General features: G+C 43.5%; 24 protein-coding genes. 10 read left to right on the top strand and 14 right to left on the bottom strand.

Translation table 11 applies throughout. The annotated features are described in order from the left end of the window. Positions 1-38 precede the first annotated feature (38 nt). Positions 39-770, bottom strand: a complete 732-nt coding sequence (gene cmoA, locus ACXAER_RS01360) for a carboxy-S-adenosyl-L-methionine synthase CmoA (protein WP_474825881.1) — start codon at positions 768-770, stop codon at positions 39-41. A gap of 174 nt (positions 771-944) precedes the next feature. On the opposite strand from cmoA, the gene ACXAER_RS01355 reads away from it, so the two are divergent. Then, the gene (locus tag ACXAER_RS01355) at positions 945-1,580 is read left to right on the top strand and encodes a response regulator transcription factor (protein ID WP_474825879.1); all 636 of its coding nucleotides are present in this window, start codon (positions 945-947) and stop codon (positions 1,578-1,580) included. Positions 1,581-1,605: 25 nt separating this feature from the next. Here ACXAER_RS01355 and ACXAER_RS01350 read toward each other — a convergent pair whose 3' ends face one another. The 5 genes from ACXAER_RS01350 to purM all read right to left on the bottom strand — a co-directional run bounded on the left by ACXAER_RS01350 (position 1,606) and on the right by purM (position 7,570). Next, positions 1,606-2,313, bottom strand: a complete 708-nt coding sequence (locus tag ACXAER_RS01350) for a CAP domain-containing protein (protein ID WP_474825876.1) — start codon at positions 2,311-2,313, stop codon at positions 1,606-1,608. After that, complete coding sequence (fadE, locus tag ACXAER_RS01345; protein ID WP_474825874.1) at positions 2,297-4,759, bottom strand: acyl-CoA dehydrogenase FadE; 2,463 nt, start codon at positions 4,757-4,759, stop codon at positions 2,297-2,299. The genes ACXAER_RS01350 and fadE overlap by 17 nt, the downstream gene beginning before the upstream one ends. A gap of 411 nt (positions 4,760-5,170) precedes the next feature. Next, positions 5,171-5,923: a DUF3108 domain-containing protein gene (locus tag ACXAER_RS01340; protein ID WP_474825871.1), complete on the bottom strand. Its 753-nt coding sequence runs from the start codon at positions 5,921-5,923 to the stop codon at positions 5,171-5,173. Continuing rightward, positions 5,883-6,533, bottom strand: coding sequence for a phosphoribosylglycinamide formyltransferase (purN, locus tag ACXAER_RS01335; protein WP_474825869.1), 651 nt, complete (start codon positions 6,531-6,533; stop codon positions 5,883-5,885). The genes ACXAER_RS01340 and purN overlap by 41 nt, the downstream gene beginning before the upstream one ends. Further along, positions 6,530-7,570, bottom strand: a complete 1,041-nt coding sequence (gene purM / locus ACXAER_RS01330) for a phosphoribosylformylglycinamidine cyclo-ligase (RefSeq protein ID WP_474825867.1) — start codon at positions 7,568-7,570, stop codon at positions 6,530-6,532. The genes purN and purM overlap by 4 nt, the downstream gene beginning before the upstream one ends. A 303-nt stretch (positions 7,571-7,873) precedes the next feature. Here purM and ACXAER_RS01325 point away from each other — a divergent pair, with 303 nt between their 5' ends. Further along, positions 7,874-9,310 carry a DUF2066 domain-containing protein gene (locus ACXAER_RS01325; RefSeq protein ID WP_474825865.1) on the top strand — a complete coding sequence of 479 codons (1,437 nt, stop codon included), beginning with the start codon at positions 7,874-7,876 and terminating at the stop codon, positions 9,308-9,310. Positions 9,311-9,316: 6 nt separating this feature from the next. Continuing rightward, positions 9,317-10,054 (top strand): DnaA regulatory inactivator Hda, encoded by a 738-nt coding sequence (hda, locus tag ACXAER_RS01320; protein WP_474825863.1) that lies wholly within the window; start codon positions 9,317-9,319, stop codon positions 10,052-10,054. Positions 10,055-10,210: 156 nt separating this feature from the next. On the opposite strand, the gene ACXAER_RS01315 is transcribed toward hda, so the two are convergent. From ACXAER_RS01315 to arsC, 4 genes are all read right to left on the bottom strand, one after another. After that, positions 10,211-12,178: a hypothetical protein gene (locus tag ACXAER_RS01315; RefSeq protein WP_474825861.1), complete on the bottom strand. Its 1,968-nt coding sequence runs from the start codon at positions 12,176-12,178 to the stop codon at positions 10,211-10,213. A gap of 93 nt (positions 12,179-12,271) precedes the next feature. Further along, on the bottom strand, positions 12,272-12,694 hold the full coding sequence (locus ACXAER_RS01310) for a DUF2069 domain-containing protein (RefSeq protein ID WP_474825859.1): 423 nt from the start codon (positions 12,692-12,694) through the stop codon (positions 12,272-12,274). Between the two features lie 73 nt (positions 12,695-12,767). After that, on the bottom strand, positions 12,768-13,376 hold the full coding sequence (gene wrbA, locus ACXAER_RS01305; RefSeq protein ID WP_474825857.1) for an NAD(P)H:quinone oxidoreductase: 609 nt from the start codon (positions 13,374-13,376) through the stop codon (positions 12,768-12,770). Continuing rightward, positions 13,376-13,729 carry an arsenate reductase (glutaredoxin) gene (gene arsC / locus ACXAER_RS01300; protein ID WP_474825854.1) on the bottom strand — a complete coding sequence of 118 codons (354 nt, stop codon included), beginning with the start codon at positions 13,727-13,729 and terminating at the stop codon, positions 13,376-13,378. The genes wrbA and arsC overlap by 1 nt, the downstream gene beginning before the upstream one ends. Positions 13,730-13,942: 213 nt before the next feature. Here arsC and ACXAER_RS01295 point away from each other — a divergent pair, with 213 nt between their 5' ends. Next, on the top strand, positions 13,943-14,461 hold the full coding sequence (locus ACXAER_RS01295) for a TlpA family protein disulfide reductase (protein ID WP_474825852.1): 519 nt from the start codon (positions 13,943-13,945) through the stop codon (positions 14,459-14,461). 45 nt (positions 14,462-14,506) lie between these two features. Here ACXAER_RS01295 and bepA read toward each other — a convergent pair whose 3' ends face one another. Further along, entirely contained in the window at positions 14,507-15,970 is a 1,464-nt protein-coding gene (bepA, locus tag ACXAER_RS01290) for a beta-barrel assembly-enhancing protease (protein WP_474825850.1), read from the bottom strand. A 384-nt stretch (positions 15,971-16,354) separates the two neighbouring features. Here bepA and ACXAER_RS01285 point away from each other — a divergent pair, with 384 nt between their 5' ends. Next, on the top strand, positions 16,355-17,428 hold the full coding sequence (locus tag ACXAER_RS01285; RefSeq protein WP_474825848.1) for an AI-2E family transporter: 1,074 nt from the start codon (positions 16,355-16,357) through the stop codon (positions 17,426-17,428). A 66-nt stretch (positions 17,429-17,494) separates the two neighbouring features. On the opposite strand, the gene bcp is transcribed toward ACXAER_RS01285, so the two are convergent. Both bcp and ACXAER_RS01275 read right to left on the bottom strand, forming a co-directional pair. Continuing rightward, positions 17,495-17,959, bottom strand: a complete 465-nt coding sequence (gene bcp, locus ACXAER_RS01280) for a thioredoxin-dependent thiol peroxidase (protein WP_474825846.1) — start codon at positions 17,957-17,959, stop codon at positions 17,495-17,497. Next, positions 17,937-18,500, bottom strand: coding sequence for a glycine cleavage system transcriptional repressor (locus tag ACXAER_RS01275; RefSeq protein ID WP_474825844.1), 564 nt, complete (start codon positions 18,498-18,500; stop codon positions 17,937-17,939). Before ACXAER_RS01275 ends, bcp begins: the two co-directional genes overlap by 23 nt. A 178-nt stretch (positions 18,501-18,678) precedes the next feature. Between ACXAER_RS01275 and dapA the strand changes: the two genes are divergently transcribed. The 5 genes from dapA to ACXAER_RS01250 all read left to right on the top strand — a co-directional run bounded on the left by dapA (position 18,679) and on the right by ACXAER_RS01250 (position 25,064). Further along, positions 18,679-19,563, top strand: coding sequence for a 4-hydroxy-tetrahydrodipicolinate synthase (gene dapA, locus ACXAER_RS01270; RefSeq protein ID WP_474825842.1), 885 nt, complete (start codon positions 18,679-18,681; stop codon positions 19,561-19,563). Between the two features lie 12 nt (positions 19,564-19,575). Then, the gene (gene bamC, locus ACXAER_RS01265; RefSeq protein ID WP_474825840.1) at positions 19,576-20,679 is read left to right on the top strand and encodes an outer membrane protein assembly factor BamC; all 1,104 of its coding nucleotides are present in this window, start codon (positions 19,576-19,578) and stop codon (positions 20,677-20,679) included. A gap of 12 nt (positions 20,680-20,691) precedes the next feature. After that, positions 20,692-21,405, top strand: coding sequence for a phosphoribosylaminoimidazolesuccinocarboxamide synthase (gene purC, locus ACXAER_RS01260; protein ID WP_474825837.1), 714 nt, complete (start codon positions 20,692-20,694; stop codon positions 21,403-21,405). A gap of 185 nt (positions 21,406-21,590) precedes the next feature. Continuing rightward, entirely contained in the window at positions 21,591-22,457 is an 867-nt protein-coding gene (locus tag ACXAER_RS01255) for a DMT family transporter (protein WP_474825835.1), read from the top strand. A gap of 252 nt (positions 22,458-22,709) precedes the next feature. Beyond that, positions 22,710-25,064: a sensor domain-containing phosphodiesterase gene (locus ACXAER_RS01250; RefSeq protein WP_474825833.1), complete on the top strand. Its 2,355-nt coding sequence runs from the start codon at positions 22,710-22,712 to the stop codon at positions 25,062-25,064. Positions 25,065-25,086: 22 nt separating this feature from the next. On the opposite strand, the gene ACXAER_RS01245 is transcribed toward ACXAER_RS01250, so the two are convergent. Next, on the bottom strand, positions 25,087-26,184 hold the full coding sequence (locus tag ACXAER_RS01245; protein WP_474825831.1) for an NADH:flavin oxidoreductase: 1,098 nt from the start codon (positions 26,182-26,184) through the stop codon (positions 25,087-25,089). Positions 26,185-26,287: the final 103 nt, after the last annotated feature.

Genomic DNA, 26,287 nt, shown 5'->3' with positions numbered 1-26,287 from the left:
GAAATCGAAATAACACGAAGTTTGAAAGACGCTAGTGCCTAACTTTTAATGGCGACCATGGACGTAAAGTTATAGCACTTGTACCACATCACTACATCTGTAAACCCTACTTTTTTCAGGCGCGTTTCATGTTCATTGAAGGTGTCGGTTAACATGACCTTCTCTAGCGCTGCACGTTTTTGACTTACTTCTAGCTCGCTGTACCCATTGTCGCGTTTAAATTGGTGGTGTAAGTCTACAAGCAATTCGTTTCCGTTGAGGGTAGGGTGACGAATTTTTTCTGACAATACTAAAATACCGCCTGGGTTTAACCCATCGTAAATGCGTTTTAATAGTGCTTCGCGGTCAGCGGGTGGAATAAACTGTAAAGTAAAGTTCATTACAACCATAGACGCGTTACTTATCTCAATATCTTGTGCAAAGCCATGCTGTATGGAAATAGGATTTGGAAGTGAAAACGTTTGAACAACACGCTTACAGCGTTCAACCATGGCTTCAGATGCATCCACACCTATAATTTTACATGTTTCGCTAGGCAGCGCCCTAGCTACAGATAGACTCGCAGCACCTAAACTACAGCCAAGGTCATAAACTACTGAATTTGAAGTGACTGCAGTTTTAGCCAATTCGCCTATGGTGTGAACAATGGTTTCGTACCCAGGGACTGAACGCTGAATCATATCAGGAAACACATCAACGACAGACTCATCAAATTTAAAGTCATCTACTTTATTGAGTGCCTTTGCATAAATATTGTCGTGTTTCTTCACTGTGAATCTTCTATTAGCCAATTTGGGGCGCAATTTTACCGTCTGATACGTAAATGCCAATGGAAAACACTAAATTTGTTAGTTTTTTACACGTAATTTCGGTATTAGGTCTTTTAGTTACTATTCTAAAGTATTAATCTATACAGATAATACAAAAAGGAAGCAGTAACGCTAATGACGAGAATTCTAGTTGCAGACGATCACCCATTGTTTCGCGAAGCATTGAGCGGCGCGTTGGAACCTTACTTTGATAATGCACAGATAATTCAAGCTGGAAGCTTGGACGACGCATTGGCAAAGCTTAACGAATTTGAAGGCGTGGAGCTTGTTCTTCTTGACCTCAACATGCCTGGCGGTGAGTATTTCAACGGCCTTATCACGCTACGCGAACAGTATCCAAATATCCCTATCGGTGTAGTTTCAGGTAGTGATACGGTTGAGGTGGTAGCGCAAGTAATGAGCTTAGGTGCACAGGGCTTCATTCCTAAAGTATCGCAAACGCGAGAAATGGCTCAAGCTATCGTAGACATCATTGCTGGCAAAAAATGGCTTCCGCAAGGCATGGAAGAAGAGCTTGAGAAAGTTGATGATGAATTGAAAGTACTACTTCAGCGCTTCCGTGAACTAACGCCAAAACAAATTCAGGTGCTTTCTTATTTAAGAGCTGGCTTGATGAATAAGCAAATTGCTCATGAAATGAACGTTACTGAAGCAACAATCAAAGCGCACATCAGTGCTATATTGCGTAAGCTTGAAATTAATACACGTACACAGGCTGTGTTGCTGATGGATAAGCTTCAGCTTAGCTAAATGCATCATGTATAAAAAAGCCGGATTATTCATCCGGTTTTTTTGTCTTTAAAATAATCTCACCGCCCTCGGTTACGATGCCCAAACCTTTATCAGGTACATGCTCAAATTTCTTTTTGCGTTTCAACAACAGCGTCTCCCCCGAGGTACTGCCCTGTGATGAAGTCAAAGCATCAGCTAACTTAGTAAGATAGACCGCCCAGTATTCAACATGGGGTGTTGAATAGTCTTTATAAAAGGCGATGCCAATCTGGTCTTGTTCTTCATAAAAAGGAAGCTCGCCTAATAAATGCTGCCGATGAGTCGTTGATGTTTTTAAGGCATGCCAAACACTGTCAGCGGTAATATATCCTCCAGCTAGCGCCTCAACTTGGTTACTCATAGCATCGCCATAGTATTCAGGTAGAGTGAGCCCTGCATTTCGGATGCGAGTATTTGGGCTTGCGCCCGAAAAGTGCGAAACCAAGCCTCTTTCGGCCATGTCTTTTGCTTTAATTTCAGCTAATTCAACAAGGGCTGGGTTACACCGCAAGAGTTTTCGCTTTTGCCCTTTATCGTTAGCAATGAGTAAAGATAAGGCTTTGGCTTGCTCCGTATTACCGCAGGTTACAGGGTTGGCAAAGCTATTACTTTGTGCAGTTAGAGTAATCAGTGTAGCTATAATAAGATTTTGACAAAAAAGGCCGCTTTCGCGGCCTTTTGCTCTGGGGTTTGAATTAAGCAGCTTTACCACCTCGTTTCTTAGCAGTTGAAGTTGAATTAACTTTCGCTACTAACTCTTCGTGATCGAAATCATCAACGTTGATGGTGCGAAGTCGTCCTGCTTCCGTCTTGCGTAGCAAGTTCGCTTCTTCTTCGTTAATAACTTCTTCAGCGAGTGCTTCGTCAGCCAATACATCCAATCGCGTGAACGGTAGCTTGGCTTTCTTGTGCTTACAAATGCGCTCGAAGATAGGTTCACTTGCTAATACATCATCAAGAGTCTGCTCAAGGTCGCCAAATAAGCTTCCTTCCTCACGGGTGAGGTACTGGCCATAGCCTAAACGGCTACGTGCAGTAGAAGGCGTTTGAAGCATTTGCGCAATAGCATGCTCTGTTTTATCAGAAGGCTTACCAATACGACGACCAAATGGAATAACCATAACGCGAAGTGCTGCCGCAATTGCGCGGTTAGGGAAGTTCGCTAAGAAGTCATCAATTGCAGTTTCAATGTCGTGCAATGTGGTTTGCATCGCCCAATGAAGAAGCGGAAGATCTTCTTTCAAACGACCTTCTTCGTCAAAGCGTTTCAAAGTAGTGCTACCCATGTAAAGGCCACTTAAAATGTCACCTAAACGCGCAGACAAGCGCTCGCGACGCTTAAGGTCACCGCCAAGTACGCCCATAGATACATCAGTAAGAAGTGCTAGGTTAGCGCTATAGCCTTGAAGCAGTTTATAGTAACGCGCTGTTTCATCAGTAAATGGCGCACTGCTAAACGCACCATTGGTTAATGAGAACCAAATACTGCGAACCGTGTTAGCTACCGCAAAGCCGATATGACCGAATACTGCCTTATCAAACGCTTGAAGGGCCTCTTTCTTGTCTTCAATAGATGCAGCTTCAATTTCCTTAAGCACGTATGGGTGACAACGCATTGCGCCTTGACCAAATATCATCATGTTACGAGTAAGGATATTTGCACCTTCAACCGTAATTGATACAGGTACGCCTTGATAGCCGCGGCCCAAGTAGTTGTTTGGCCCAAGCATTACGCCTTTACCACCGTGAACATCCATCGAGTCGTTGATGACTTGACGCATTTTCTCAGTTAAATGGTACTTACAGATTGCCGAGATAACAGAAGGTTTCTCGCCTAGGTCAACACCCACTGTTGAAAAGCGCGTTACGCCATCCATTAAGTAAGCATTACCACCAATACGCGCAAGCATTTCTTCAACGCCTTCCATATGACCTACCGGCATACGGAACTGACGACGAATACGTGCATATGCACCGGTTGCAAGTGAAACAGATTTTGCGCCACCAGCAGCAGAAGAAGGCAGGGTAATACAACGTCCTACTGATAAACATTCTACAAGCATGCGCCATCCGCGACCCGCCATCGCTGGACCACCGATAATGTAATCGATAGGTACAAAGATTTCTTCACCCTTGATAGGGCCATTTTGGAATGGCGTATTAAGAGGGAAATGACGACGGCCAATTTCTAGACCTTTAGTGTCGCGAGGGATAAGCGCACAGGTAATACCCGGCTCTTTGTTATCGCCAAGAAGACCTTCAGGATCTTGCAGTTTAAAAGCAAGGCCGATTACTGTAGCCACAGGTGCAAGAGTGATATAGCGCTTGTTAAAAGTAAGGCGCATACCCAATACCTCTTCACCGTTCCATTCGCCTTTACATACCACACCTACATCTGGAATTGCACCAGCATCAGAGCCTGCTTCAGGACCAGTTAACGCGAAACAAGGGATTTCTTCACCCTCTGCAAGGCGAGGTAAATAGTGATCTTGCTGCTCTTTAGTCCCATAGTGCTGCAGTAGTTCACCCGGGCCTAGTGAATTTGGTACACCAACTGTGCTTGATAGCACCGCGCTTACACCGGCTAGCTTTTGCAGAACACGTGATTGCGCGTAGGCTGAAAATTCAAGACCACCGTATTCTTTCTTGATGATCATGGCGAAGAATTTGTGTTCTTTTAAGAACTGCCAGATTTCAGGAGGTAGGTCTGCATCTTTGTGGTTTATTTGCCATTCATCGACCATAGAGCAAACTTTGTCACAAGGGCCATCTAGGAACGCTTGCTCTTCTGCGGTTAAGCGGCCTTTAGGAATGCGATGAAGCTTGTCCCAGTCTGGCTTACCGCTAAAGATATCGCCGTCCCACCAAACGGTACCCGCATCAATAGCTTCTTGTTCTGTGCTCGACATTTCCGGCATAACCTTGCGATAGAAGGCTAGCAACTTTTTAGAGATGTGCTGTTGTCTGATATTAGCAAGTGTGAACGGCAGTGTTAAAGCAAGGAACACTACCCAGCCTAGCAGGCCGATATCACCGAAAAGGGTGCCTAAAATCATAACACCTGCGCCCATGGCAACAGCCGTTACCAAGCTGGTACGCTGATAGCTAGCAATAGCTAGCGTCAGAACGACCAGTAAAAACCATATAAAATCTGCCATACTTCACTCCTGAAAGGCGTTAATCGTTACGCTTGCCATACGCTCCGACCTGCAAAACGCTTCGATAGAAAAACGTCAATGATCGAGGTCTGACCAGCATGCTGTAAACCTATTATTTAATAGGGCAAAGATCAAGATTTTTACATGAATATTCTATTAACAACGATTTAAATAATAGGGTAGTGGGCTTCACTAGTGTTAAGTATAGACGTTACTTATATAGGGTGATTAAAAATATGAAGTGCGACTGTAAATATCAATTATCTAGGTAGATTGCTGTGATGGGAATGCACTAAAGCTAAATTTCATTGAAAGTTGCTTGTAAAAAAGCACGCCTAAATTTTAAACAGAGCGTGCTTTATCAATATTTAGATAAGTTTTATAAAAAATATTGGGTCTTCTTGGCATATTTTACAGCATCTCAAACGACTTAAGCTTAATATCGCCTTGCTCATCACCTTCTTTAAACTGCTGAAGTCTGACTAGCGTATAGTTAAGCGAAGGTGCGAACCATGCAAAGGTTTCACGTTTCTTAGAGTCGCGAATAAGCTTTACTTTAATTGCTTCAACTTTTCCAAAAGGCAATGACAATACTTCTTCATCTAACACTTGAACGCCATAGTGACGTAGCTGACCTCGATAGTTAACAAAGTTATAGTCTAGCGACGTTTTACCTTCGGCTAGCTGCTTAGCTAAATCGATGCGATAAATTTGATTATCAAACTCACCGTTCCAATCAAAGGTTTCGCCATTTTCGACTTCAATCTTACCTTGACCTTGCTGGCTAAACGTTACCTTAAGCGCTTTATCCGGCCCAGTTCCCGAGCGGTTGTAGTAATACTCAGAGGGTACAACCGTCTCCTCGTTTACCGCGAAGATTGAGTGCTCGCTTCGCTTGTCTGACAAGAAAAACTTTGAGACCTTCGATGTGTAGATTAAGGAATATTGCTTGTCGCCTAACTTTGAAAGCTCAATATTCGCTTCTCCTACATCATCTCCCCACTTATAAGCCGTATAAGTAGCCTTGTAGGGCTGAAGCGGTAGCTCAGCTTTCTCTGCACTGGACATTGTTTGCGCGTTCCCGGAGAGGGATATCGCAAACAGTGCACCAACAGCAAAAGGCTTAATCGCTCGCATAACCAGATTCTGGTAGTTCTTGCTCATCTAAAACTGCCTTATTGTTTCGCATCGTCAATCGACCAGCACTAAACCATGACAGTACTAGCGGATAGATGCGGCGTTCTTGTTCCTGAACACGCTCAGCCAAGTCGCTAGCTGTGTCTTCATCAAATACAGGCACACGACTTTGAATGATAACTGGGCCACCATCAAGTTCTGGTGTAACAAAGTGCACACTTACACCGTGCTCTTTATCTCCATTATCGATGGCTCGCTGATGCGTATTCAAACCTTTGTACTTCGGCAACAAAGATGGATGAATGTTCACTAATTTTCCAGCAAAGCTATCGACAAACTCTGGAGTTAAGATGCGCATAAAGCCAGCTAGCACAACACAGTCAGCGCCAAAAGCATCAATTTGTGCTTTAAGTGCTTCGTCATAAGACTCGCGAGTATCAAAATTAGTGTGGTCAAGGCACACGGCTTCGATCCCTGCTTCTTTTGCGCGCTCAAGACCATAAGCGTTAGGACGATTGCTAATTACGCCGCTGATTTTAGCGTTAAGACGGCCGCCTTTTATTTCATCAATAATGGCCTGCAAATTGCTGCCATTACCAGAAATAAGTACGCATATTTTAGTTACACTACTACTCACGCGTTGATCTCTACTTGCTCTTCGCCGTCTTTTGCAGCGATGTCACCAATAACCCACGCATTTTCACCATGTTGCTTAAGGATGTTTAGCGCTACATCGGTATCGCTTTCATCAACAACAATAACTAAGCCAACACCACAGTTGAAGGTGCGGTACATTTCATGGCGCGTTACGTTACCGTTTTCTTGTAGCCAAGAGAAGATAGCAGGCCATTCCCACGAACTTTCATCAATTACCACTTTCGCATCTTCAGGAAGTACGCGAGGGATGTTTTCCCAGAAGCCGCCACCTGTAATGTGTGAAATTGCGCTAACTTCAACCTCTTCAAGCAACGCCAATACCGACTTAACGTAAATGCGAGTAGGCTCAAGCAGCTGGTCAATGATTGGCTTACCATTTAGGTCAGCATTTACATCAGCGCCGCTTACTTCGATAATTTTTCTTACTAATGAATAACCGTTTGAGTGGGGGCCTGACGAACCTAAAGCAATGAGCTTCTGGCCAGGTTTAACCTTCGTGCCGTCAATAACGTTATCAGCCTCAACTACACCAACGCAGAAGCCCGCAATGTCATAATCGCCATCGTGATACATACCGGGCATTTCAGCGGTTTCACCGCCAATAAGTGCACATCCCGCCTGTTCACACCCAGCACCAATGCCAGTAACAACTGACGCCGCAACGTCAACATCAAGCTTACCTGTTGCGTAATAGTCTAGGAAAAATAGTGGTTCAGCACCTTGCACTATTAGGTCGTTTACACACATTGCTACAAGGTCAATGCCTACACCGTCGTGACGATTCGCATCCATTGCCACTCTTAGTTTAGTACCTACGCCGTCAGTACCTGAAACAAGTAGCGGCTTTTTGTATTTTGTAGGTAGTTCGCAAAGTGCACCAAAACCACCCAAATTACCTTTTACTTCTGGTCTGTGGGTTTTCTTGGTAACTGATTTGATGCGTTCAACAAGTTGATTGCCTGCATCGATATCTACGCCTGCATCTTTGTAACTTAAAGAGGTTTTATTTTCGCTCACGGTTGGGCCCTGAAACTAAGAGGTAGAAAACCGCGGATTCTACCAGCAAGTCGGCACAAGTCCAATTTGTGACGGCTATTTTATGCCCTTTTTGATCTTTTTTATTTTAAGGATGAAATTAAACCGAATATAAAAGACAATAGAGCGCTACCTTTTGGTGAACATCTTGCTTAATAATTTGGTTTGCTCTGATATTCGGAGTAAATAACCTGAACGTTGGGCAGCTTTCAAGCTTTATTTGAAATGTGTATGGCTCATAATTGGGTGGGTAAGGAATTGAATTTTAGAGAGTATGGAGTGTCAATGTTGACGGCAGTAATGCGTAACACCGATAAGACAAACAAGCAGAGAATAAGTTTGAAACGAATACTGAGTGTCTCCCTTATTGCAATACTTAACTACAGTGCAGTCACGCACGCCGCTCAGCGCGTTGTTGTTAATGAAGCGCAAATTGAAGTTGAAGATCAAACACAGCGTACTCAACAAACAGCGCTCAAAAAAGCGCTAAAGCAAGTATTCATCAAAATGTCGGGCAGCACGAGTGTACTCGACAATGCGGGTGTGAGAGCGGCATTGACGTCGCCACAGTCGTTACTTCGTTCATACCGCTTTGCGTTTGATAACAACAGAACCTATTACATTGCTGAATTCGACCAAGCGAAACTCAATGAAATTTTGCAGCGAGAACTGCTTCCGTTATGGGGTGATAGACGTCCCGAGACCATAGTGTGGCTGGCTCTTGAAGACGAAAGCGAGACTCATACTATCCTTGATGAGTCACTTGATACGGGGCTACAGAATGCCTTGAAGCAAACAGCCAAAGAGCGTGGGTTACCTCTCAGCTTACCGTTGATGGATTTAACCGATAACGTCAATATTTCTACCTATGACGTGTGGGGACGATTTGTAGAGCCGCTAAGAAAAGCTTCCAAGCGTTATAGTGTCGACAACATTATCGGTGCCAGAGTTTATCGCAATGACCCGAGTGCCATTCCTGAGTTGCCTGCAAACGTGATACCGTCTGGTACAGTTGAGTCATTGGATAATGTGCTTAATGGTGAGGCGCAGATTAGTCGTCAAAATGATCAGCAGGGTGTTTACGATCACCGCGATGCAGATTCGTTGCCCGATGAACAAATCAACGATTCAGCGAACGAAGAACGCCTCTCCGTGATTGGTAATGAGGAAAGTTATGATGAAGTCTCAGGTACTCAGCTTGAAGGAAATACTGGTCAAGCTCAGCCTGTGGGACAAGTAGAAACTATGACAATGCCATTTACCATGGACGAATTTACCAATTACGCGAAGCGAGCAGATGAAGGTAACTTCGCGCTGGATTGGGTATTCATCGGCGGTGGTAAAGTAAGTTACGGCAGCATTTATGGTGATTCACCGGAAGCCTTGGGTAATCAACTGATTGACGCATACTCAAATTACTTGTCATCGCTTTATGCGGTTGTGGGGATTGAGGAGTCTGAGCGCGAGGTGATCGAGGTCTCAATCGCTAACATTGGCTCAATTTCAAGCTATGCCAGCGCCACAGACTACTTAAACAGTTTAAGCGTTATTGAGAGTGCGACACTTATTGAACAGTCAGGCACAGTGGCAACCTACTCGTTAACTTTAGTGGGTACCGTTGATGATTTACTTAATAGCGTTAAACTAGAAAATAAGTTACGCCCTGTAACCGACGCCTACGGACAAACCGTTAACGGCAACAGCTTTTATTGGAGTAATTAAACTAGCATGCAGCTGCCTTTGCCTGTTACGTTACCTGTCGATGAAAACTTTGATAGTTTCGTTTCCACAGGTAATGAAGAAGTGGTTTCAGTGCTCGAGCAGATCTCACAAGCGCAGCCACTTTGGCGAGACGCCTCGAAGTTGAGCGCGTTAGCGTCGCTGCAACTTCCTTTACTCACCTTATTAGGCAGCAGTGCCGTTGGTAAAAGTCATTTACTGTTTGCTACATGCCACCAGTTGGCAGGCAGGTCGGTTAATCACTTGTATTTAAATCTTAATGACTTTAAAGCGTGGTCATTAGATATCTTCGAGGGGCTGGAAAATCTATCGCTTATCGCATTAGATAATATACACGCTATAGCAGGTGATAAGCGCTGGGAAGAAGCGCTATTTGATTTATTCAATCGCGTTATGGAAGCCAAGCAAGCCATGGTTATTTGTACCAGCCATCTAGGCCCGTCAAACCCGGCATTCGCACTACCCGACTTGCGTTCCCGTTTGGCATGGGGCGTTATCTATCACGTGAATCAGCTGGATGATAGTGGCCGTGAAGAGGCTGTACGGCTGCGTGCCGAAGAACGGGGCCTAAAGCTTTCAAACCAAGCATTACAGTTTCTTTTACACCACAGTAAACGCGATTTAAAAAGTCTCATGTCTTTACTAGCCCGTTTAGACACACGCTCACTCCAAGAACAGAAACGCTTGTCGGTGGGCATGGTTAAGCGAGAGCTTAACCTAGATTAGTTAAAGCGTGAGCTTAACCTAAATTAGTTAAAGCGGGCGCTTGACCTGAATTATTAAATGCGCGCATTTGCAAGCCACACTCACGTGTAAGCGATAAATAGTAATAGTTAAGTTACATTACTGATGATTCGAATCTCAACTTAAACCATACATCAACTAATGCTTTGCTTTCTTGCTGCTATGCCTAGAGGTAGCAGCAAACTCTTCAGCCAATGTCATCGAATTGTGACTAGAAGTTATTGTTTGCTCCTTATTGCTTTGTATAAGCACATCATTAACATCCGATTGCTCATTCGGATTGGCACTAGATGCAGACTCACGCCATGTCACATCATTAGGAAGAAGGTAGGGTGCAGGTAACGAAGCTTGAATAAAAGGCACATTGAGTTCAGGTAAGATCCTACTCACTACATAATCTACGCGCAGAGTAACGTTATCATCACTCACGCGATTTCGCTGTGCCCAGGTGGGTATAAATGTACCATCTTCCAGTGTCTCACGTGTGAATACACCAACATCAGCCTCCGCCTCAAGGCGATAAAGCATCATGAATCGTTCAAACAAGGTGGCAAGGTCTTCTCGCTCTGTAAAGTAAGCGTAGAAGGTTACCGCAGCGTCTTCTTCAAACCAATTAGCAACCTGCAACGCTGTGTAATTTCGCTGCGCACTCGATGCCGTTGTTCCGCCATACATCACTTCTGCAAGTGCATGTAGCTGCGAAGATCTTAAGGGTAAAGAAGATGTTAGCCCGGTCGAAATAGGTGAAGTATCGTCATAAGAAGAAAGAGGACTCGCGTTGCCACTTAGCTGCTGCCATTCTGTATGATCAAAAAAATCGTTGGCGTGAGCCAGTTCGTGATATAGCAAATAGCTCAGCGCGGCTTCAATATCTAGCGTGCTTCGTGATTGTCGCTCTGCGACATTTGAAGTGCTGATAATAGGAAAATAGTAGGCGCCATCTTTTACATACCTCCACGACGTTGTGAAATCCAAATCACTACCAAAGCCGCTTCTGTAGTCAGGCCGAGTGTTCAACGTATCCCGCTCTTGCGGCGTACGCCAGAAATTGTTGGCGTCTAAATATATAGCACCTGTGGCAACCCAATAAAAAGAAGGGCGAATGTCGTAGGATATAACAATAGCATTTGTTGCCCGCAGCAGTTGTAACATGTCGTCACGAGTGGCCGATGTCTCTAAGAATGCTTTAAATGCATCACCCATCCAAGGGTGTGACACATATGCTCTATCTAAAATATCGTCAATAGTCGGATTTTCTGTCATTTGACCAATCAAAGGTAGTTTGGAGAAGCTACAGCTGCTTGATACCTGGTTGTTGTATACGCAATCGTTCAGCGCAGAAGCATAAGGGCTATTCACACGATAGGGCTGCATATGCGCACTGACGGTTTCTGGAGTGCTCGTTTCATTATCAACGAAATAGCCATTACGATTAACGTCAATGTTTTTGACCAACACTTGGGCCACGTCAGTGACTACGTCGCCGTTTGAAAGCGTAACGATACTTTCAATTTCTATGACAGCGTCGCTATTGACACTGGGGGCTTGAAAGTAGATAGAATGGGAGTAATCGCCCTCATCGTAATTGAAGCTATTGACCGTGGCACCTGAGCGCTGGCGCCACTCTATACCAGCAATATTTAAGCCTTGCGCATTAACCGTGTCGACGCGCAGAGAAACTCTTCCACCCTCTGAGGCTTCATGACCTAACCGTAACGCAGCCAATGGTGCCGTGTTTTCGTTGACTTGCAGTGTTAAAGTATCAGACAGTGTTGCGCCGTTTTCCAGACTCACATTCACAGAAATATCGAAACTGCCAGAAGAAGTAGCATCAAAACCAATAGCTTGGGTATGGGCATTGAGCGGCTGCGTTTCCATGCCTGAAACTTGCCAGTTTATATCGGTGACTATCATGCCATTTGGGGCGGTAACAACGAAGTCAACGGCATCGCCAACAACCGCAGTGGTAGAACCTGAAATCCTGATTGTTGGCGTTGGGGCGGGCGAAGCAGGCGCTGAACTGTCGTTTGACCCTGAACCTCCGCACGCTGCAAGTAATATTACAGAAATAAATATTGATAGGAACTCAGTTAAACGGCGTGCCATCTCAACCCCTTAATAATTATTTTCTAATGCGCTTTGCTTTGTATTTTACACGCTGGCATTTTTTAACTTACCGGTAGGGTTGAAGACTATAAGCTATTGCTTGCTTTGTTCGAAACGCGCTTTTTCTTCCTGCATTTCTTCTTTTAGCTTTTTAAGACCTAACCCTAATTCGCGACCACGTTTTCGGGCGAATGCACTACAGCCAACAAACATTCCGGTGCACAAGATTATTTCTACTATCGCATACCAGCGTTCATCAGGTACTGCATATGCGACAGTACAGCCGTGAATTAGGTAGAATAAAACAACAAAGTTTGCCCAAGCGTGAGTATAAGGCTTGCCTTTTAAAACACCCCAATAGGGTAACAATAAAGGTAAAATATAAAATAAGGCAATAAATAAGGGGGAGTATGTATGCGCTTTAGTAAATGTAAATTGCCAAAGGGTAATCCATACTATCAACCCAGTATGGCTTATTAATGCTAGATAGCGAAAAAAACGCGTATCTGGTCCCATGTTTATTCTCCGAAAAAATCAGGTTTTAATGTTTATCTTAAATTAAGTCAAATCGCGCCTGTTGTGCCGCGATTCAATCGCCGTTTTCTAGCTTTTTCGCAAACGTAGCCAAGCGCTTACCTTGCGCAATGCACAGCGCTTTCTCTTCTTCGCTTAGCTGTTCTGGCGCACTCAAACTGTGGTGTGCTACGTGTGTGACGCCGTAGGGGCTTCCGCCCATTGTAGTGTTGTGCAATTCAGGCTCACTGTACGGTAATCCGCAAATTATCATCCCGTGATGAATAAGTGGCACCATCATTGAAAGTAACGTTGACTCTTGCCCACCATGCATCGATGAAGATGATGTAAATACGCAGGCAGGTTTATCGATCAATGCTCCCTTTAGCCATTGACTGCTAGTTGAGTCTAAAAAGTGTTTAACAGGCGCGGCCATATTGCCAAAGCGAGTAGGGCTACCAAGGGCCAGTGCGCTACATTGCTCAAGCTCTTGAAGTGTAACCTCAGGGACTGTATTAGAAGCATCAATTGAGACATCTTCAGAAGTGCTGCTCGATTCGTTAATACTTTTAACTGTGCGTACTATAACCGGCACATTTTGTGATGATATTCCCTGCGCAATAGCATCAGCTAAACGTTTGGTGCTGCCATGGCGGCTGTAATAAAGTACAAGAACGGGTTGCACTACAAAATGTCCAATACCGATTCAGGCGGTCGACCGATACGTGCTTTCTCGCCTTTGATAACAATCGGGCGTTCGATTAGCTTAGGCGTCTGAGCCATGGCATCAAAAAGTGCTTCATCAGACAATGCATCGTCCCCTAAATTAGCGTCTTTGTACTCTGTCTCTTTTGTACGCATCATATCCCTAACCGATTCAAGGTTAAGTTTTTTAAATATTGCTTTAAGCGCTTGTGCATCTAGGGGGTGTTTTAAATATTCAACAACAACTGGCGCTTCGCCTTTTTCTTCAAGTAGTGCAAGCGTTTGTCTGCTTTTGGAGCAGCGTGGATTGTGAATAATTGTTATGTCTGACATACGAGCCCTTCTTAAGGTTATAACTTTTGCGCGAACTATTGCGTTTTTGCTTCCTAATATCAAGCAGTTTACACCTAGTTGTTACTAAAGTGAGCAATATATTATACGCCGCAACAATCTGTTAAACGCGTAATAGTGACGCTTGAAATACTATTAGAGAAGGGGAATAGAATCTGGCACTATGTTCAAAATAAAAAGTAATTAGAGGGTTGCATGTCGTTCTCACCATTAAAGCGCAATGTGGGTAAAGCTAAAGCGCTTCTTCTTATTATCCTTTTTACTACCGCTGCCCTAGCTGGGGTATTTACCTTTAAAAGTCTTCAGAGTGATTTTGAAACCTTGAAAGGTAAAACGTATAGTTGGAGTGAACTTGAGGGGCAATGGATTGTTGTGAACTACTTCGCGCCTTGGTGTGCGCCATGTCTTCGAGAGATGCCTGAATTAGCGTCATTTAATCAATCCTTGCCTGATGATACCCAACTATTTGCAGTGAACTACGACCCCAAAACAAAGGCTGAGCTGATAGAGATGACAAAAAAGTACGGTATTGCGCTGCCAGTGATTGTTAGCACTTCTGATACCAAACTTCCTATGTCCAAGCCCCCATATTTACCTGCTACTTTTATCGTGGGCCCAGATGGCAATGTAAAAGATACGATGATGGGGGAAGTGACGGCATCAAGTTTACATCAACGCCTCAGAGAGTTAAAAGGTACTGGCAACACTGACTAATGAAACCCAAATTTGAGGCTTATGTCAGTGCTTCACGCTTCCGCATTACAGCCTTTCTAAGCGTTCCTCTTGCTCGCGAAACTGCTTTATGCGCGCCCTAATCCGCTGTTTCGCAAGGTGATTGTCACCAGCAAAATTGTATGCGTACTGAAGCTCATCCACTGCGCGATTGTAGGCGCCATAAAGGGCATAGACTTCAGCTTTGCTTTGATGCATTTGCGAAAACTGCTTAGCTTTTTGATACGCTTCACTCATCAATTGGTGGGCTATTTGATAATCCTTCCTAACCAGTAGAAAATCTTTAAGTAACGAAATAGCGTCGTCATACTTCTGTGCACTGATGTAGGCATTCGCCTGATTTAGCGCTAGAACCTGATTTCTCGGATTGTGCTTAACATGAGGCGTTAGCATTTCTATGGCTTTTAAAGGTTGTCCCAAAGAGATGTAAATATCTGTCATAGCATCAAGATAGAAAAGGTTATCGCTATCGCCGGCAATAAGCTTATCCATCACTTTTTTTGCTTTATCAACTTTTTCGTTTCGCATGTAGGCAAGTGCTAAACCGTATAGGGATGCTTCTTTACTCCGCTGAACATCTTGTTCTACCGCTGCTTCAAAATACTCGACAGCGTAATCAGCCTTAAACGAATAGCGTGCTTTTATTCTTGCTTTCGCTAATTCAAATTGTTTGTTAATCGGTAGGAAGCGTTTGGGGTAATCAGCAGCTCGGCTTCTCGCGTCTGCTATACGGGTTTCGGTTAAGGGGTGGGTTAGAAGACGCGCAGGCGGCTTAGAAACCATACGATACTCTTCTGCCATAGTAGAGAAGAAAGAGGCTGCAGCAGTTGGGTCATAACCAGCTCTTGCCAGCATAGCAATACCAATTCGGTCTGCCTCTTGTTCATTTGTTCGCGTGTAATCAATTTGTAACTGGGCCGATGCCGCTGAGCCTGCTTGCATGGCAGCGATCCCAGCTTCTGGGTTAGCCATGGCGATAAGAACACCACCAATCAGCGAAGCCAATGCTAAAGGCGACGAGCGCTTTTGTGCCTGCATACGTCGCGCAATGTGTCGCTGGGTAACGTGAGAGATTTCGTGCGCCAGCACCGAAGCCAATTCGCTTTCATTTTTAGCCCTACGCATTAACCCTGAATGAACACCGATATGACCGCCGAAAAACGCGAATGCATTTATGGCATCGTTGTTAACCCAGAAAAACTCAAAGGGAAATTTTGCGTTGTCGGCATGCACCACTAAACGATTGCCAATATCTTGCAAATACTCATCTAATACAGGGTCTGAAATAATGGGACTTTGTCCGCGCATTTGGCGCATTACGGCATCGCCTACGATCATCTCTTTATCAAGTGATATGGCATCTGAGGCAACCACGCCTATTTCGGGCAGCGTATTTTTATTGTTGTAATTGGCATCTTGTGCAACGGCCGTTAAGCTCAATGTGAGCACGAAAGAAAGGGCGACTAAAGACGCTGAAAAATGTTTTCTCATGAACCTACAATAATTGTATATGGTTAATACTGCATAACACTTAGAGCACTAAGTTGCTAAACAGTTTCAAATTTTATTTTTTCTTTTAACCACTTTTTGAGTGGACAAGATTTTCCAAACTAGTGTTGAATACTCGTGTTAAATAACTGCTTAGCAGAATTTTCAGCTAATGAGTGTCCTAGCCATCCGCTTACCACATATTACGACAAGCTAGCGCGCTTTATTTAACATTTGTCGATACTATTACTCTACACAGTAATAGCTATACTGTAAAAACATCATACCAGTTTGATTTTGAAAGATTCTTAACTACTACTTATTGCTAATTGCTAGTGCTATCAACTATGATGCGTGTCCTATTCTTGGTTATTTCTAGGCATTTCTATGATTAGCGTTTTTGGTCGATGGTACCGACGCAAATTTTCCGACCCTGACGCGGCAATGCTGCTCATTTTGATTCTTTTAACCACAACAGTATTGCTGTTGTGGGGCGAGCTAATTATGCCTGTACTGGTTGCAGCGGTTATAGCTTATTTGCTTGACTGGCCGGTAAGTCGTTTGGTGAGTGCTGGCGTTAGCCGAACTCTGGCATGCGGCGTGGTTATGCTCGGATTTATCACTATCACTATTTTAACCCTGATTGGATTGGTTCCAATTATCTCAAAGCAGAGCGTGAATCTTATTCAAGAAACGCCGTTAATTTGGCAAAAGGCCCAAGAATGGATCTTAACGCTACCTGATAAATACCCAGATTACGTACAGGTTTATCAAATCCATCAGATGATGGAAGGGTTAAATGAAAAGCTGGTAGAAGTAGGAGAGACCCTGATTTCCGCTTCGTTCAGTAATATCGCCAATTTAGCCGCACTGCTAGTTTATATGGTGCTGGTGCCCTTGATGGTATTTTTCATGTTGAAAGACAAGCTTTTCTTTCTAGATAGCATTTCTCGTTTATTGCCAAAAGAACGCCGTTTAATTACCCAAGTGGGACACGAAATGAATTCTCAAATCGCTAATTATATACGAGGGAAAGTGATTGAGATTATTATAGTGGGTGTAGCGAGTTGTGTGACTTTTGTTCTTATGGATTTGCGTTATGCCATTTTGCTTGGCGTTTTAGTAGGTTTTTCTGTACTCATTCCATATATCGGTGCTGCAGTGGTCACAATACCTGTTGCTGTTGTTGCAATGTTTCAGTGGGGAATATCGCCAGAGTTTTGGTACCTAATGATTGCCTACGGCATTATTCAGGCATTAGATGGTAATTTATTGGTTCCGCTATTATTCTCTGAAGCGGTAAGTCTTCACCCACTTTATATTATTGTTGCTGTTTTAGTCTTTGGTGGCCTTTGGGGTTTTTGGGGGGTGTTTTTCGCCATACCACTTGCTACGCTGGTAAAAGCTGTGGTTACTGCATGGTCAAGCAATCCTGTTGCAGTTCCCGAAGAGGCAAAGTAGCAAACGCTAAGTGTAAAAAAGCCCCGATAGCTTTACGTTATCGGGGCTTTTTTCTAAGTAAGCAATTTAGCTGTTCAGGTAATCAAGAACAACCGTGTGGTGTTCTTTTGTTTTGAACTTATTGAAAACATGCTCAATTACACCGTTCTCGTCTATCAAGAAAGTTTGACGGTGAATACCATCATATTCCTTACCCATGAACTTTTTAGGTCCCCACACACCAAATGCGTCGGCAACGGCATGGTCTTCATCAGATAGCAGGGTGAAATTAAGGTTTTCTTTTTCTATAAACTTAGGCAGTCGCTTAACCGCATCTGGGCTTATGCCCAACACAACCACGTTCTTCGCGGTCAGTTCGTCTTTAACATCACGTAAACCCTGTGCCTGCACCGTACAGCCTGGCGTCATTGCCTTAGGGTAAAAATACACAAGCACTTTTTTACCTGCGTAGTCAGCTAAAGATACGGCTTCGTCATTTTGGTTCTGCAATGAGAATAGTGGAGCTTTATCACCAGCTTGTAACGTTTTCATTGGGATCCTTTTTGTGTTTGTCTACTACTTTGCCTGTCACATTTAACGATTCGAACAGGGACATTAGATCAGATTCTAAAAGATCAATACTTTCATCTGACGGAAGCGAAACAACAAATTTGCATCGCATGTTATCTTTTCCAGTGACTTTATCGTTGTAGGTACGCTGCCTAAACGCACTAATCATGGCATTTCGCTGTGCGAAAAAGCCGGTAACAGCCTTGATAAGGCCCGCCGCATCTTCACCACTAAACTCAACATTAAAGAGATGCGCGAGATTCTGTTTCTCATGATGGCTTGTTCGCTTCATCATAGATAGTAAATCAAGGCGTTGAAACAATGCAGGAAGTATACACTCTGCCTTTGTAATGGCAGTCTGTGTTCCCTCGATTATCATAGTCAACGAGAACTCTTTGCCATAAATAGCTTGTCTGCTATCTAAAATATTGCACTGAGCTTCTGATACCGTTGTTGCAATTTCGCTGAGGATGCCAGTGTTGTCTGTACCTAGAATGGTAACGATAAGTTGGTGTTTCGACATCTTCTTCACTTCAATGGTAATAATGTCGGGATGTTAGCACAGAGTTTTTTCGTAAGTCAGTGCCTTTTTCTTGCGTTTGAATAAGATATTGTCAAATTCTTGTCATTTTACATGCGCTATTACTTGTGTTTAAGCACCGAGATAATTACCATGTGCGCTCACATTTTGCGGAGAGATTATGTTTACTGGTAGTTACGTAGCACTCGTCACGCCGATGCTCGAAAACGGCGACATTGATTACAAGTCTTTAGAGAAACTTGTGAAGTTTCATGTAGAGCAGGGCACTCATGGTATTGTGTCCGTTGGAACTACGGGTGAGTCAGCAACGCTACCGTTCGATGAACATATCAACGTGGTCAAAGAAACAGTGGCAATGGCGTCAGGCGCTATTCCAGTTATAGCGGGTAGTGGTGCAAACTCAACTGCCGAAGCAATTTTTCTTACCGAGCAATTAGGTGCTACAGGTATCGATGGTTTCCTAAGCGTAGTACCTTATTACAACAAGCCGCAACAGGCCGGTATGATTGCTCATTTTAACGCTATTGCCGATGCGAGTGATTTGCCTGTGATTCTTTACAATGTTCCGGGCCGCACCGTCGCAGATATGCTTCCTGAAACCGTTGCTGAATTATCTTCCCACAAAAACATTGTCGGCCTTAAAGATGCGACCGGTGACATTGCTCGATTAAAAGAAACCCAGCCACTTGTGCCTAATGATTTTGTTATTCTTAGTGGCGACGATGGTACAAGTGCTGAATTCATGTGCGAGGGCGGGCATGGTGTTATTTCTGTCACCGCTAATATCGTACCAAGAGCTATTTCACAGATGTGCGAGGCAGCCCTTAATAATGATTTCGATAAATGCCGAGCGATCGATGAATCAATCAAGCTATTGCACAACGACCTTTTCATAGAGCCAAACCCTGTAATGCCGAAGTGGGCGTTATACAAAATGGGCATGATGGAAAGCGCTGTTATGCGATTACCTATGGTTTTACCGGAACTATCAAGCCAAAAACGTATCGAAGAACTACTAAAAAAATACGCATTGATTTCTGGTTAATAAGGAACACAGATGAAAAGAACGCTGGCTATAGCAAGTTCAGTAGCGATGGTTGCACTTGCAGGTTGTTCAAGCCAAATTGATAGAAAGACCGCGTCGGGTAGCTACGAGTACTTAAAAACTAAAGAACAAAAAACGTTAGAAGTGCCTTCTGGTTTAGACGTACCTACTTTTTCAAGAGACTTTGCCATCCCTGAGGTGGGTAAAGAGGCAGACCCGTCGTTGGTGGGTAAAGATTTAATGGTCCGTTCTCCAGCGCTGGTACTACCTTTAGTTACTGGTTCTCACGTGGAGGAAGGTAAGAGTTCAGCAACGATTTGGTTCGACCAAGTTGACGATAGCCAGCCGCTGAGCCAAGCAATCTGGAACTCACTATTGAGCTTCTTAGATGAGCAGGGGATTGGTGTAGATAGCTTTAGCCCGGAAGATAAAGTCTTGATCACAGATTGGATGGTCATGACTAAAGAAATTGACGGCCCTTGGTATAGTTTTGTCGATGAAGAAAGTGAAATAGGTCGTCGCTTCGAATTCAGCCTAGACGTAAAACCTCACGGCCGCAGTGCCGCATTGACGGTTGATTTAAAAGATTATATGCAAACCATTGGTAACGATGTTGTTGCTGAAGTATCTTCGATGGAAGAACGCCGCGAAGAGGTCGAAGTATTGAACCAGGTTGTTGGTCATTACGAATTTCAAATTCAGCTTGCCGAAACGCGAAGAATAGCGAAAATTCGTCAAGGCATTAACACGGAAATGGGTTTCAATGATGACGGTGAAGCAGCGTACATCGTGGAGGCGCAATATGATGTTGCATGGCCAAGAATGCTTCTCGTTCTGCGCAAACTTGGCTTTGACGTAAAAGATTTAGATAAATCAAATGGCCTGCTATTCGTCACTTACAATGGCGATCAAGGTAGTTGGTGGGATGGTTTATTCTCAAGCGATGTCGAATTACTTGAAAAGGGTGATTATCGCTTGAAAGTTGCAAAAGCGGGTGCGGATCGCACATCAGTTACTTTCATGAATAATGAAAGTGTACCGTTTGAAGCAAATCAGGTTTCCGACCTTTACAGTGCATTCGCTGAGGTCATGTCAGAAGATAACCTTGATATATAACTGAGACTGAGAATGGAAAAACGCGACGAGCTTTACCGAGGTAAAGCAAAAACTGTTTATTACACTGATGATAGCGATAAACTAATTCTTCACTTTCGAAATGACACTTCAGCGTTCGATGGCGAAAAAATAGAGCAGCTTGATCGCAAGGGTGAAGTAAACAACAAGTTTAACCACTTTATAATGACTAAGCTTGAAGAAGCGGGCATTGCAACACAAGTTGAAGCTTTGGTTTCTGATACTGAGTCTTTGGTTAAAAAGCTCGACATGATCCCTGTCGAGTGTGTGGTGAGAAACTTGTCTGCTGGCTCTTTAGTGCGCAGACTAGGTGTGGAAGAAGGCAAAGAGCTTAACCCACCTATTTTCGAGTTTTTCCTTAAAAACGATGCGCTTCACGACCCAATGGTAAATGACTATCACATTCTATCATTCGGTTGGGCAACCGAAGCTCAGATTGCTGAAATGAAGGCGCTTACCTTCAAAGTTAACAATGTACTTAAAGCTTTGTTTGACGAAGCAGGTATGTTGCTAGTTGACTACAAACTTGAGTTTGGTATCGATAAAAACGGCAACATCGTGTTAGGCGATGAATTTACGCCTGATGGTTGTCGCTTATGGGATAAAGAAACCCGTAAGAAAATGGACAAGGACCGCTTTAGACAAGGGCTTGGCTCAGTTGTAGAGACTTACATAGAAGTTGCAGAGCGTTTGGGTTTGTCTTTATAGTCATTGACCTGCTTACAGTTTGAATAATAGAGGACCTTCTGGTCCTCTTTTTCGTTTAGTGCATTAAAAATACCGTTCTTGTAGTAACTTATTTAAATGAAACATTCTTCAGTAGTTATTTTAAGTTTAGATTATTTAAAAGAATGATTGTCCAAGGATTAAAAATCAGCGCAAAGGAGCGGACATTGTTTAAAACACTTTTTTTAGTCACGGTGGCAATGGTTGCGTTTGCCGCAAATTCACTATTGTGCAGAATGGCACTAGCAAATACAGACATTGACCCTGCGAGCTTTACTGCGTTGCGTTTAATAAGTGGTGCATCAGTTCTTACAGTATTGTCGCTCTTATCTTTGCGAAAAGCACCGGGGGAATCAAGCATTTGGGTGAATCTTAAAAGTAATGCTACTTTTCTCGGTGGCGCATCACTGTTTTTGTACGCATTGTGCTTTTCATACGCTTATATTTCCATGGCTACCGGCACAGGCGCATTGTTACTATTTGGTGCAGTACAGCTAACTATGATTACTTTTGGTTTAGTGAAAGGAGAACTTTTTAAGCCATTTCAGTGGCTAGGCTTTCTTTTAGCATTTGCCGGTCTAGTAATTTTGTTGCTACCGAGTTCATCGGCGCCACCGCTTTTAGCTGGCATAATCATGGTCACCGCAGGTATCGCGTGGGGTGTGTACTCTCTGTTAGGCAAAAAAAGCAAGTCCGCACTGTTTGCAACATCGGGCAACTTTATATACGCATCTATTTTATGTATTCCATTAGTTGTGTGTCTATTATTGCTAAATAATACTGAATTAGTATTCGATAGTACTGGTGTGTTGTCAGCGATTGTTTCCGGCGTTGTGGCGTCAGGATGTGGTTATGCAATTTGGTATAGCGTGCTGCCACTTATAAAATCAACTACCGCTGCCACAGTTCAATTGAGCGTTCCAGTAATCGCAACTTTAATGGGATGGGGCTTACTGGGTGAACAACTTAACATTCAGGTTGTCATTGCTTCTATCATGACGCTGGGCGGCATCTATTTGGTTATAAAAGGGTAGTTTGCCACGCGGACGATAGGGCATTTCCCTTTTAAGTACCTCAAATTTTATTGTGGGTCTTTTCTACAGGTTGTTCATGCTCAGATGTTTGTGGTAAGACCTATCGAGAGGTTCATATCTTTTTAGACTAAAGCAAAATGTTATATTGCTTTCCGTAATGCTAAAGTTCAACTATTAACAATTGGTATGTCGTTGTTCCTGAGTGGCAAAATAAAAGGCGGCTAAAGGCGATTAAATTTATTGGAGCAAAGAGTGGAAATTCCTGAAGCATTAACTAACGAAGTCGAGAGAGTATCTGTCCTCAAAAGGTTAGCGCTTTTAGATACACCTAACGAAGAACGTTTTGACCGGATAACCAAATTAGCGAGTAGTGTACTTAATTGCCGATTCGCAACTATTACTCTTGTCGATACGAACAGACAGTGGTTTAAATCTTCGGTCAATCTTGATCTTAAAGAGTCCGCTCGCGATATTGCCTTTTGCAGCCACACTATTTGTGAAACAGACCCATTAATTATCCCTGACACCAAAAAAGATCCTCGCTTTACAGATAATCCATTTGTTTTGGGCGAGCCCCATATTCGCTTCTACGCGGGGATAAAGCTTGTTGTAGATGGATGCGCTGTGGGTACTATATGTGTACTTGACACACAGCCTCATGACTTTAATGAAAGCCAGCTTTTTCAGCTAGAAAAGCTAGCTGAGTTGGCAAATTCAGAGATTTGTAGGAAAGAAGATACTGAGCTATCAAAGCAAATTACTGAGTACCAAAATCAACTCGAGCAAACGCAAAAACTTACGCGGGTCAGAAGTACTATTCTCGAAAAAGTAGTAAATGCGGAATCTCTTCACAGTGTACTTTTCGATATAGTTGATGCCATTGAAGGGGAGTATCCGAATAAACTCTGTAGTATTCTGCTGCTGCAAGAGGGCAAGCTAAGAAAAGGTGCAGCACCATCCTTACCTGATTTTTATAATGATGCTATAGACGGCCTTGAAATTGGGCATGGTGTAGGCTCTTGTGGCAATGCAGCAGCCACTAACAGTCCTACAGTCGTGGAAGATATTCGTACACACCCTTTTTGGGATGGCTATCAAGAATTGGCTGCACAGGCGGGGGTAGCGTCTTGCTGGTCTCAACCTATTAGAGGTGCAAATGGGAACGTAATTGGCACCTTCGCAATCTATCATAGTTATAAAGCGGTACCCACGCCCGAAGAAATCATTCTTATAGAACAGTTTGCACATATCGCGAGTATAGCGATAGAGAGAGAATCGGCTAACGACCTTATTTGGAAACAAGCCAACTTCGATACGCTTACTGATCTACCGAATAGAAACCTTATGCTGGATCACCTCGACTTAGCGATCAAGACAGCTAAAAGAGAAAATGACAAGGTTGCTGTTCTTTTTCTAGATCTCGATAACTTTAAAGATATAAACGATACCCTCGGACATGATGTAGGCGATGAGCTTTTAAAAGAGTGTGCTAAGCGTTTTACGCAAAACGTACGCGCTAATGATACTGTTTGTAGGCTAGGTGGTGATGAATTTGTTATCATTTTAAATAGCATCAATAGCTTAAGTTCAGTAGACGCCATAATACAGAAGCTGCTCGAAGTGATTGCAGAGCCGTTTGTTATCGATATTGAGCGCGTACATACAAGTGGTAGTGTGGGGGTAACTCTATATCCAGACGATGCTAGTAATACGAAAGACTTGTTGAAGTACGCAGACCAAGCCATGTACCAAGCGAAAGCGTCGGGGAAAAATAGTTACAAATTTTATACCTTAGACTTGCATGAAGCTGCGGTAAAGCGACTGTCTCTTTTAAATGACCTCCGCTATGCCGTTAAAAACAATGAACTTTTCGTTGAATATCAGCCTATAACGACACTTAGTAATGGTCAGATTTTAAAGGCGGAAGCTTTGCTTCGATGGCAGCATCCTCAAAAAGGGCGAATTCCGCCGGATGAATTTATTCCTTTAGCAGAAGAGTCTGGTTTAATTATCGAAATTAGCGAATGGGTTTTTGATGAAGTGTGTAGGAATGTAAAGCATTGGCAGTCACATTATCGCCGTGATCTTCAAATAAGTATAAACACATCACCCTGCCAATATTTTCATCAAGAGTCGAATATTACGAACTGGCTTAACAAATTGCTCGAGATAAATGTTTCAGCGAAATCCATTTTACTTGAGGTCACAGAAAACCTTTTAATGAAGGCCGACGAAGAGGTTTCTAAAAAGTTGTTTCAGTTTAGGCAAGCTGGTGTTGGTATAGCCCTTGATGATTTCGGTACGGGGTATTCTTCCATTTCGTATCTGAAAAAGTTTCCTACCGATTTTATAAAAATCGACAAAAGCTTTGTCAAAACGATGACAGACGTAAGTAACGATAAAGTGCTGTGTGAAGCTATTATCATTATGGCTAAAAAGCTTGGAATAAAAGTGGTTGCAGAGGGTATTGAAACTCAAGAGCAGTTTGAAATTCTCAAAGCAATGGGGTGCGATTATGGTCAAGGGTATTACATAGCAAGGCCCATGAGTAAGGTTAACTTCGAATCTCTTCTAGAAGCAACTAGCACGGTATGCAGTGCTAGTTGAAATGCTCAATTAGCTCATCGAATTAGGACAAGGTAGCTAGGGCCTTTCCAGAGTACTGTTCTAGTTCCTGAGTTCGGTTTTCTTTAATCTTATTGGCCCAGTTGGGGTCTTGTAACAAGGCTCTTCCAACCGCGACTAAATCAAATTCACCGGCATCAAGGCGCTCGAGTAAATCGTCAACAGCACGCGTGCTTGAATCTTGGCCTTTGAAGGCACCGAAGAAGTCATCATTAAGCCCTACTGAACCAACGGTAATGGTAGGTTTTCCAGTAATCTTTTTAGTCCAGCCTGCAAGGTTTAACTCACTTTCTTCAAATTCACTCTCCCAGTAGCGGCGCTGTGAACAATGAAAAATATCTACGCCAGCATTACTGAGTGGGAGCAAGAACTTCTCTAGCTCCTGTGGCGTGTGTGCTAAACGGGCGGTGTAGTCTTGCTGTTTCCATTGTGAGTAGCGCAGCACAATAGGGAAATCGGAGCCAGTTGCTGCGCGAATAGCTTTGATTATTTCCACCGCAAAGCGACTACGATTCTCCATACTACCGCCCCAGCTATCAGTACGCTGATTAGTGCCTTCCCAGAAGAACTGGTCGATTAGATATCCATGTGCACCGTGAATTTCTATTCCATCCATGCCGATTGCTTTGGCATCGGCTGCAGCTTGGGCGAATGCGGATATTACAGATTCAATGTGCTCGACTGTCATGGGTTCAGCACCCTGTTTACCAGGTTTGAAGAGTCCCGATGGCCCAGCGCTTGGAAGCTCGGGGTAGGGGGCTTTTTCTGCAACCCGTGCCATACCCACATGCCATAACTGTGGCATGATTTTACCGTCTACACTATGAACCTCATCTACCACGTTTTTCCATGCGGCCAAGGCCTCGTCACCGTGGAATTGGGGAATGTTCGCATCCATGGTAGCGACTTTGTCGTTTACGGTAGTACCTTCGGTGATGATTAAACCAGTACCACCTTGAGCGCGGCGCTTATAGTAACCGGCCACATCGCTGGTAGGTATGCCATTAGGTGAGAACTGGCGAGTCATAGGCGCCATCACAATGCGGTTTGATAACGATAGGTTGCCTTGTGAATAAGGCTTAAACAGTGCGTTAGATGCCATCTTTTGTTCCTGATTTTATTTTTGCGTTTGGTATGTTTATTAAATAACTGAGACACCGTTATTATTTTAGAGGTCTTAAATAAGGAGTTTAATTAGTGTTTAT

This window comes from Alteromonas sp. AWJ4_199 (assembly GCF_056159165.1).
The sequence above is the reverse complement of the archived record's forward strand: the minus strand, read 5'-3'. Positions and strand labels throughout refer to the sequence as shown.

What these genes read in the sequence shown, in the direction of transcription:
- fadE (WP_474825874.1), bottom strand. Translation starts at nt 4,759, where the DNA reads ATGGCAGATTTTATATGGTTTTTACTGGTCGTTCTGACGCTAGCTATT.
- ACXAER_RS01310 (WP_474825859.1), bottom strand. Translation starts at nt 12,694, where the DNA reads ATGGGACCAGATACGCGTTTTTTTCGCTATCTAGCATTAATAAGCCAT.
- ACXAER_RS01315 (WP_474825861.1), bottom strand. Translation starts at nt 12,178, where the DNA reads ATGGCACGCCGTTTAACTGAGTTCCTATCAATATTTATTTCTGTAATA.
- dapA (WP_474825842.1), top strand. Translation starts at nt 18,679, where the DNA reads ATGTTTACTGGTAGTTACGTAGCACTCGTCACGCCGATGCTCGAAAAC.
- ACXAER_RS01275 (WP_474825844.1), bottom strand. Translation starts at nt 18,500, where the DNA reads ATGTCGAAACACCAACTTATCGTTACCATTCTAGGTACAGACAACACT.
- bcp (WP_474825846.1), bottom strand. Translation starts at nt 17,959, where the DNA reads ATGAAAACGTTACAAGCTGGTGATAAAGCTCCACTATTCTCATTGCAG.
- ACXAER_RS01340 (WP_474825871.1), bottom strand. Translation starts at nt 5,923, where the DNA reads ATGAGCAAGAACTACCAGAATCTGGTTATGCGAGCGATTAAGCCTTTT.
- purC (WP_474825837.1), top strand. Translation starts at nt 20,692, where the DNA reads ATGGAAAAACGCGACGAGCTTTACCGAGGTAAAGCAAAAACTGTTTAT.
- ACXAER_RS01245 (WP_474825831.1), bottom strand. Translation starts at nt 26,184, where the DNA reads ATGGCATCTAACGCACTGTTTAAGCCTTATTCACAAGGCAACCTATCG.
- ACXAER_RS01285 (WP_474825848.1), top strand. Translation starts at nt 16,355, where the DNA reads ATGATTAGCGTTTTTGGTCGATGGTACCGACGCAAATTTTCCGACCCT.
- bepA (WP_474825850.1), bottom strand. Translation starts at nt 15,970, where the DNA reads ATGAGAAAACATTTTTCAGCGTCTTTAGTCGCCCTTTCTTTCGTGCTC.
- ACXAER_RS01355 (WP_474825879.1), top strand. Translation starts at nt 945, where the DNA reads ATGACGAGAATTCTAGTTGCAGACGATCACCCATTGTTTCGCGAAGCA.
- ACXAER_RS01325 (WP_474825865.1), top strand. Translation starts at nt 7,874, where the DNA reads ATGTTGACGGCAGTAATGCGTAACACCGATAAGACAAACAAGCAGAGA.
- ACXAER_RS01295 (WP_474825852.1), top strand. Translation starts at nt 13,943, where the DNA reads ATGTCGTTCTCACCATTAAAGCGCAATGTGGGTAAAGCTAAAGCGCTT.
- bamC (WP_474825840.1), top strand. Translation starts at nt 19,576, where the DNA reads ATGAAAAGAACGCTGGCTATAGCAAGTTCAGTAGCGATGGTTGCACTT.
- hda (WP_474825863.1), top strand. Translation starts at nt 9,317, where the DNA reads ATGCAGCTGCCTTTGCCTGTTACGTTACCTGTCGATGAAAACTTTGAT.
- arsC (WP_474825854.1), bottom strand. Translation starts at nt 13,729, where the DNA reads ATGTCAGACATAACAATTATTCACAATCCACGCTGCTCCAAAAGCAGA.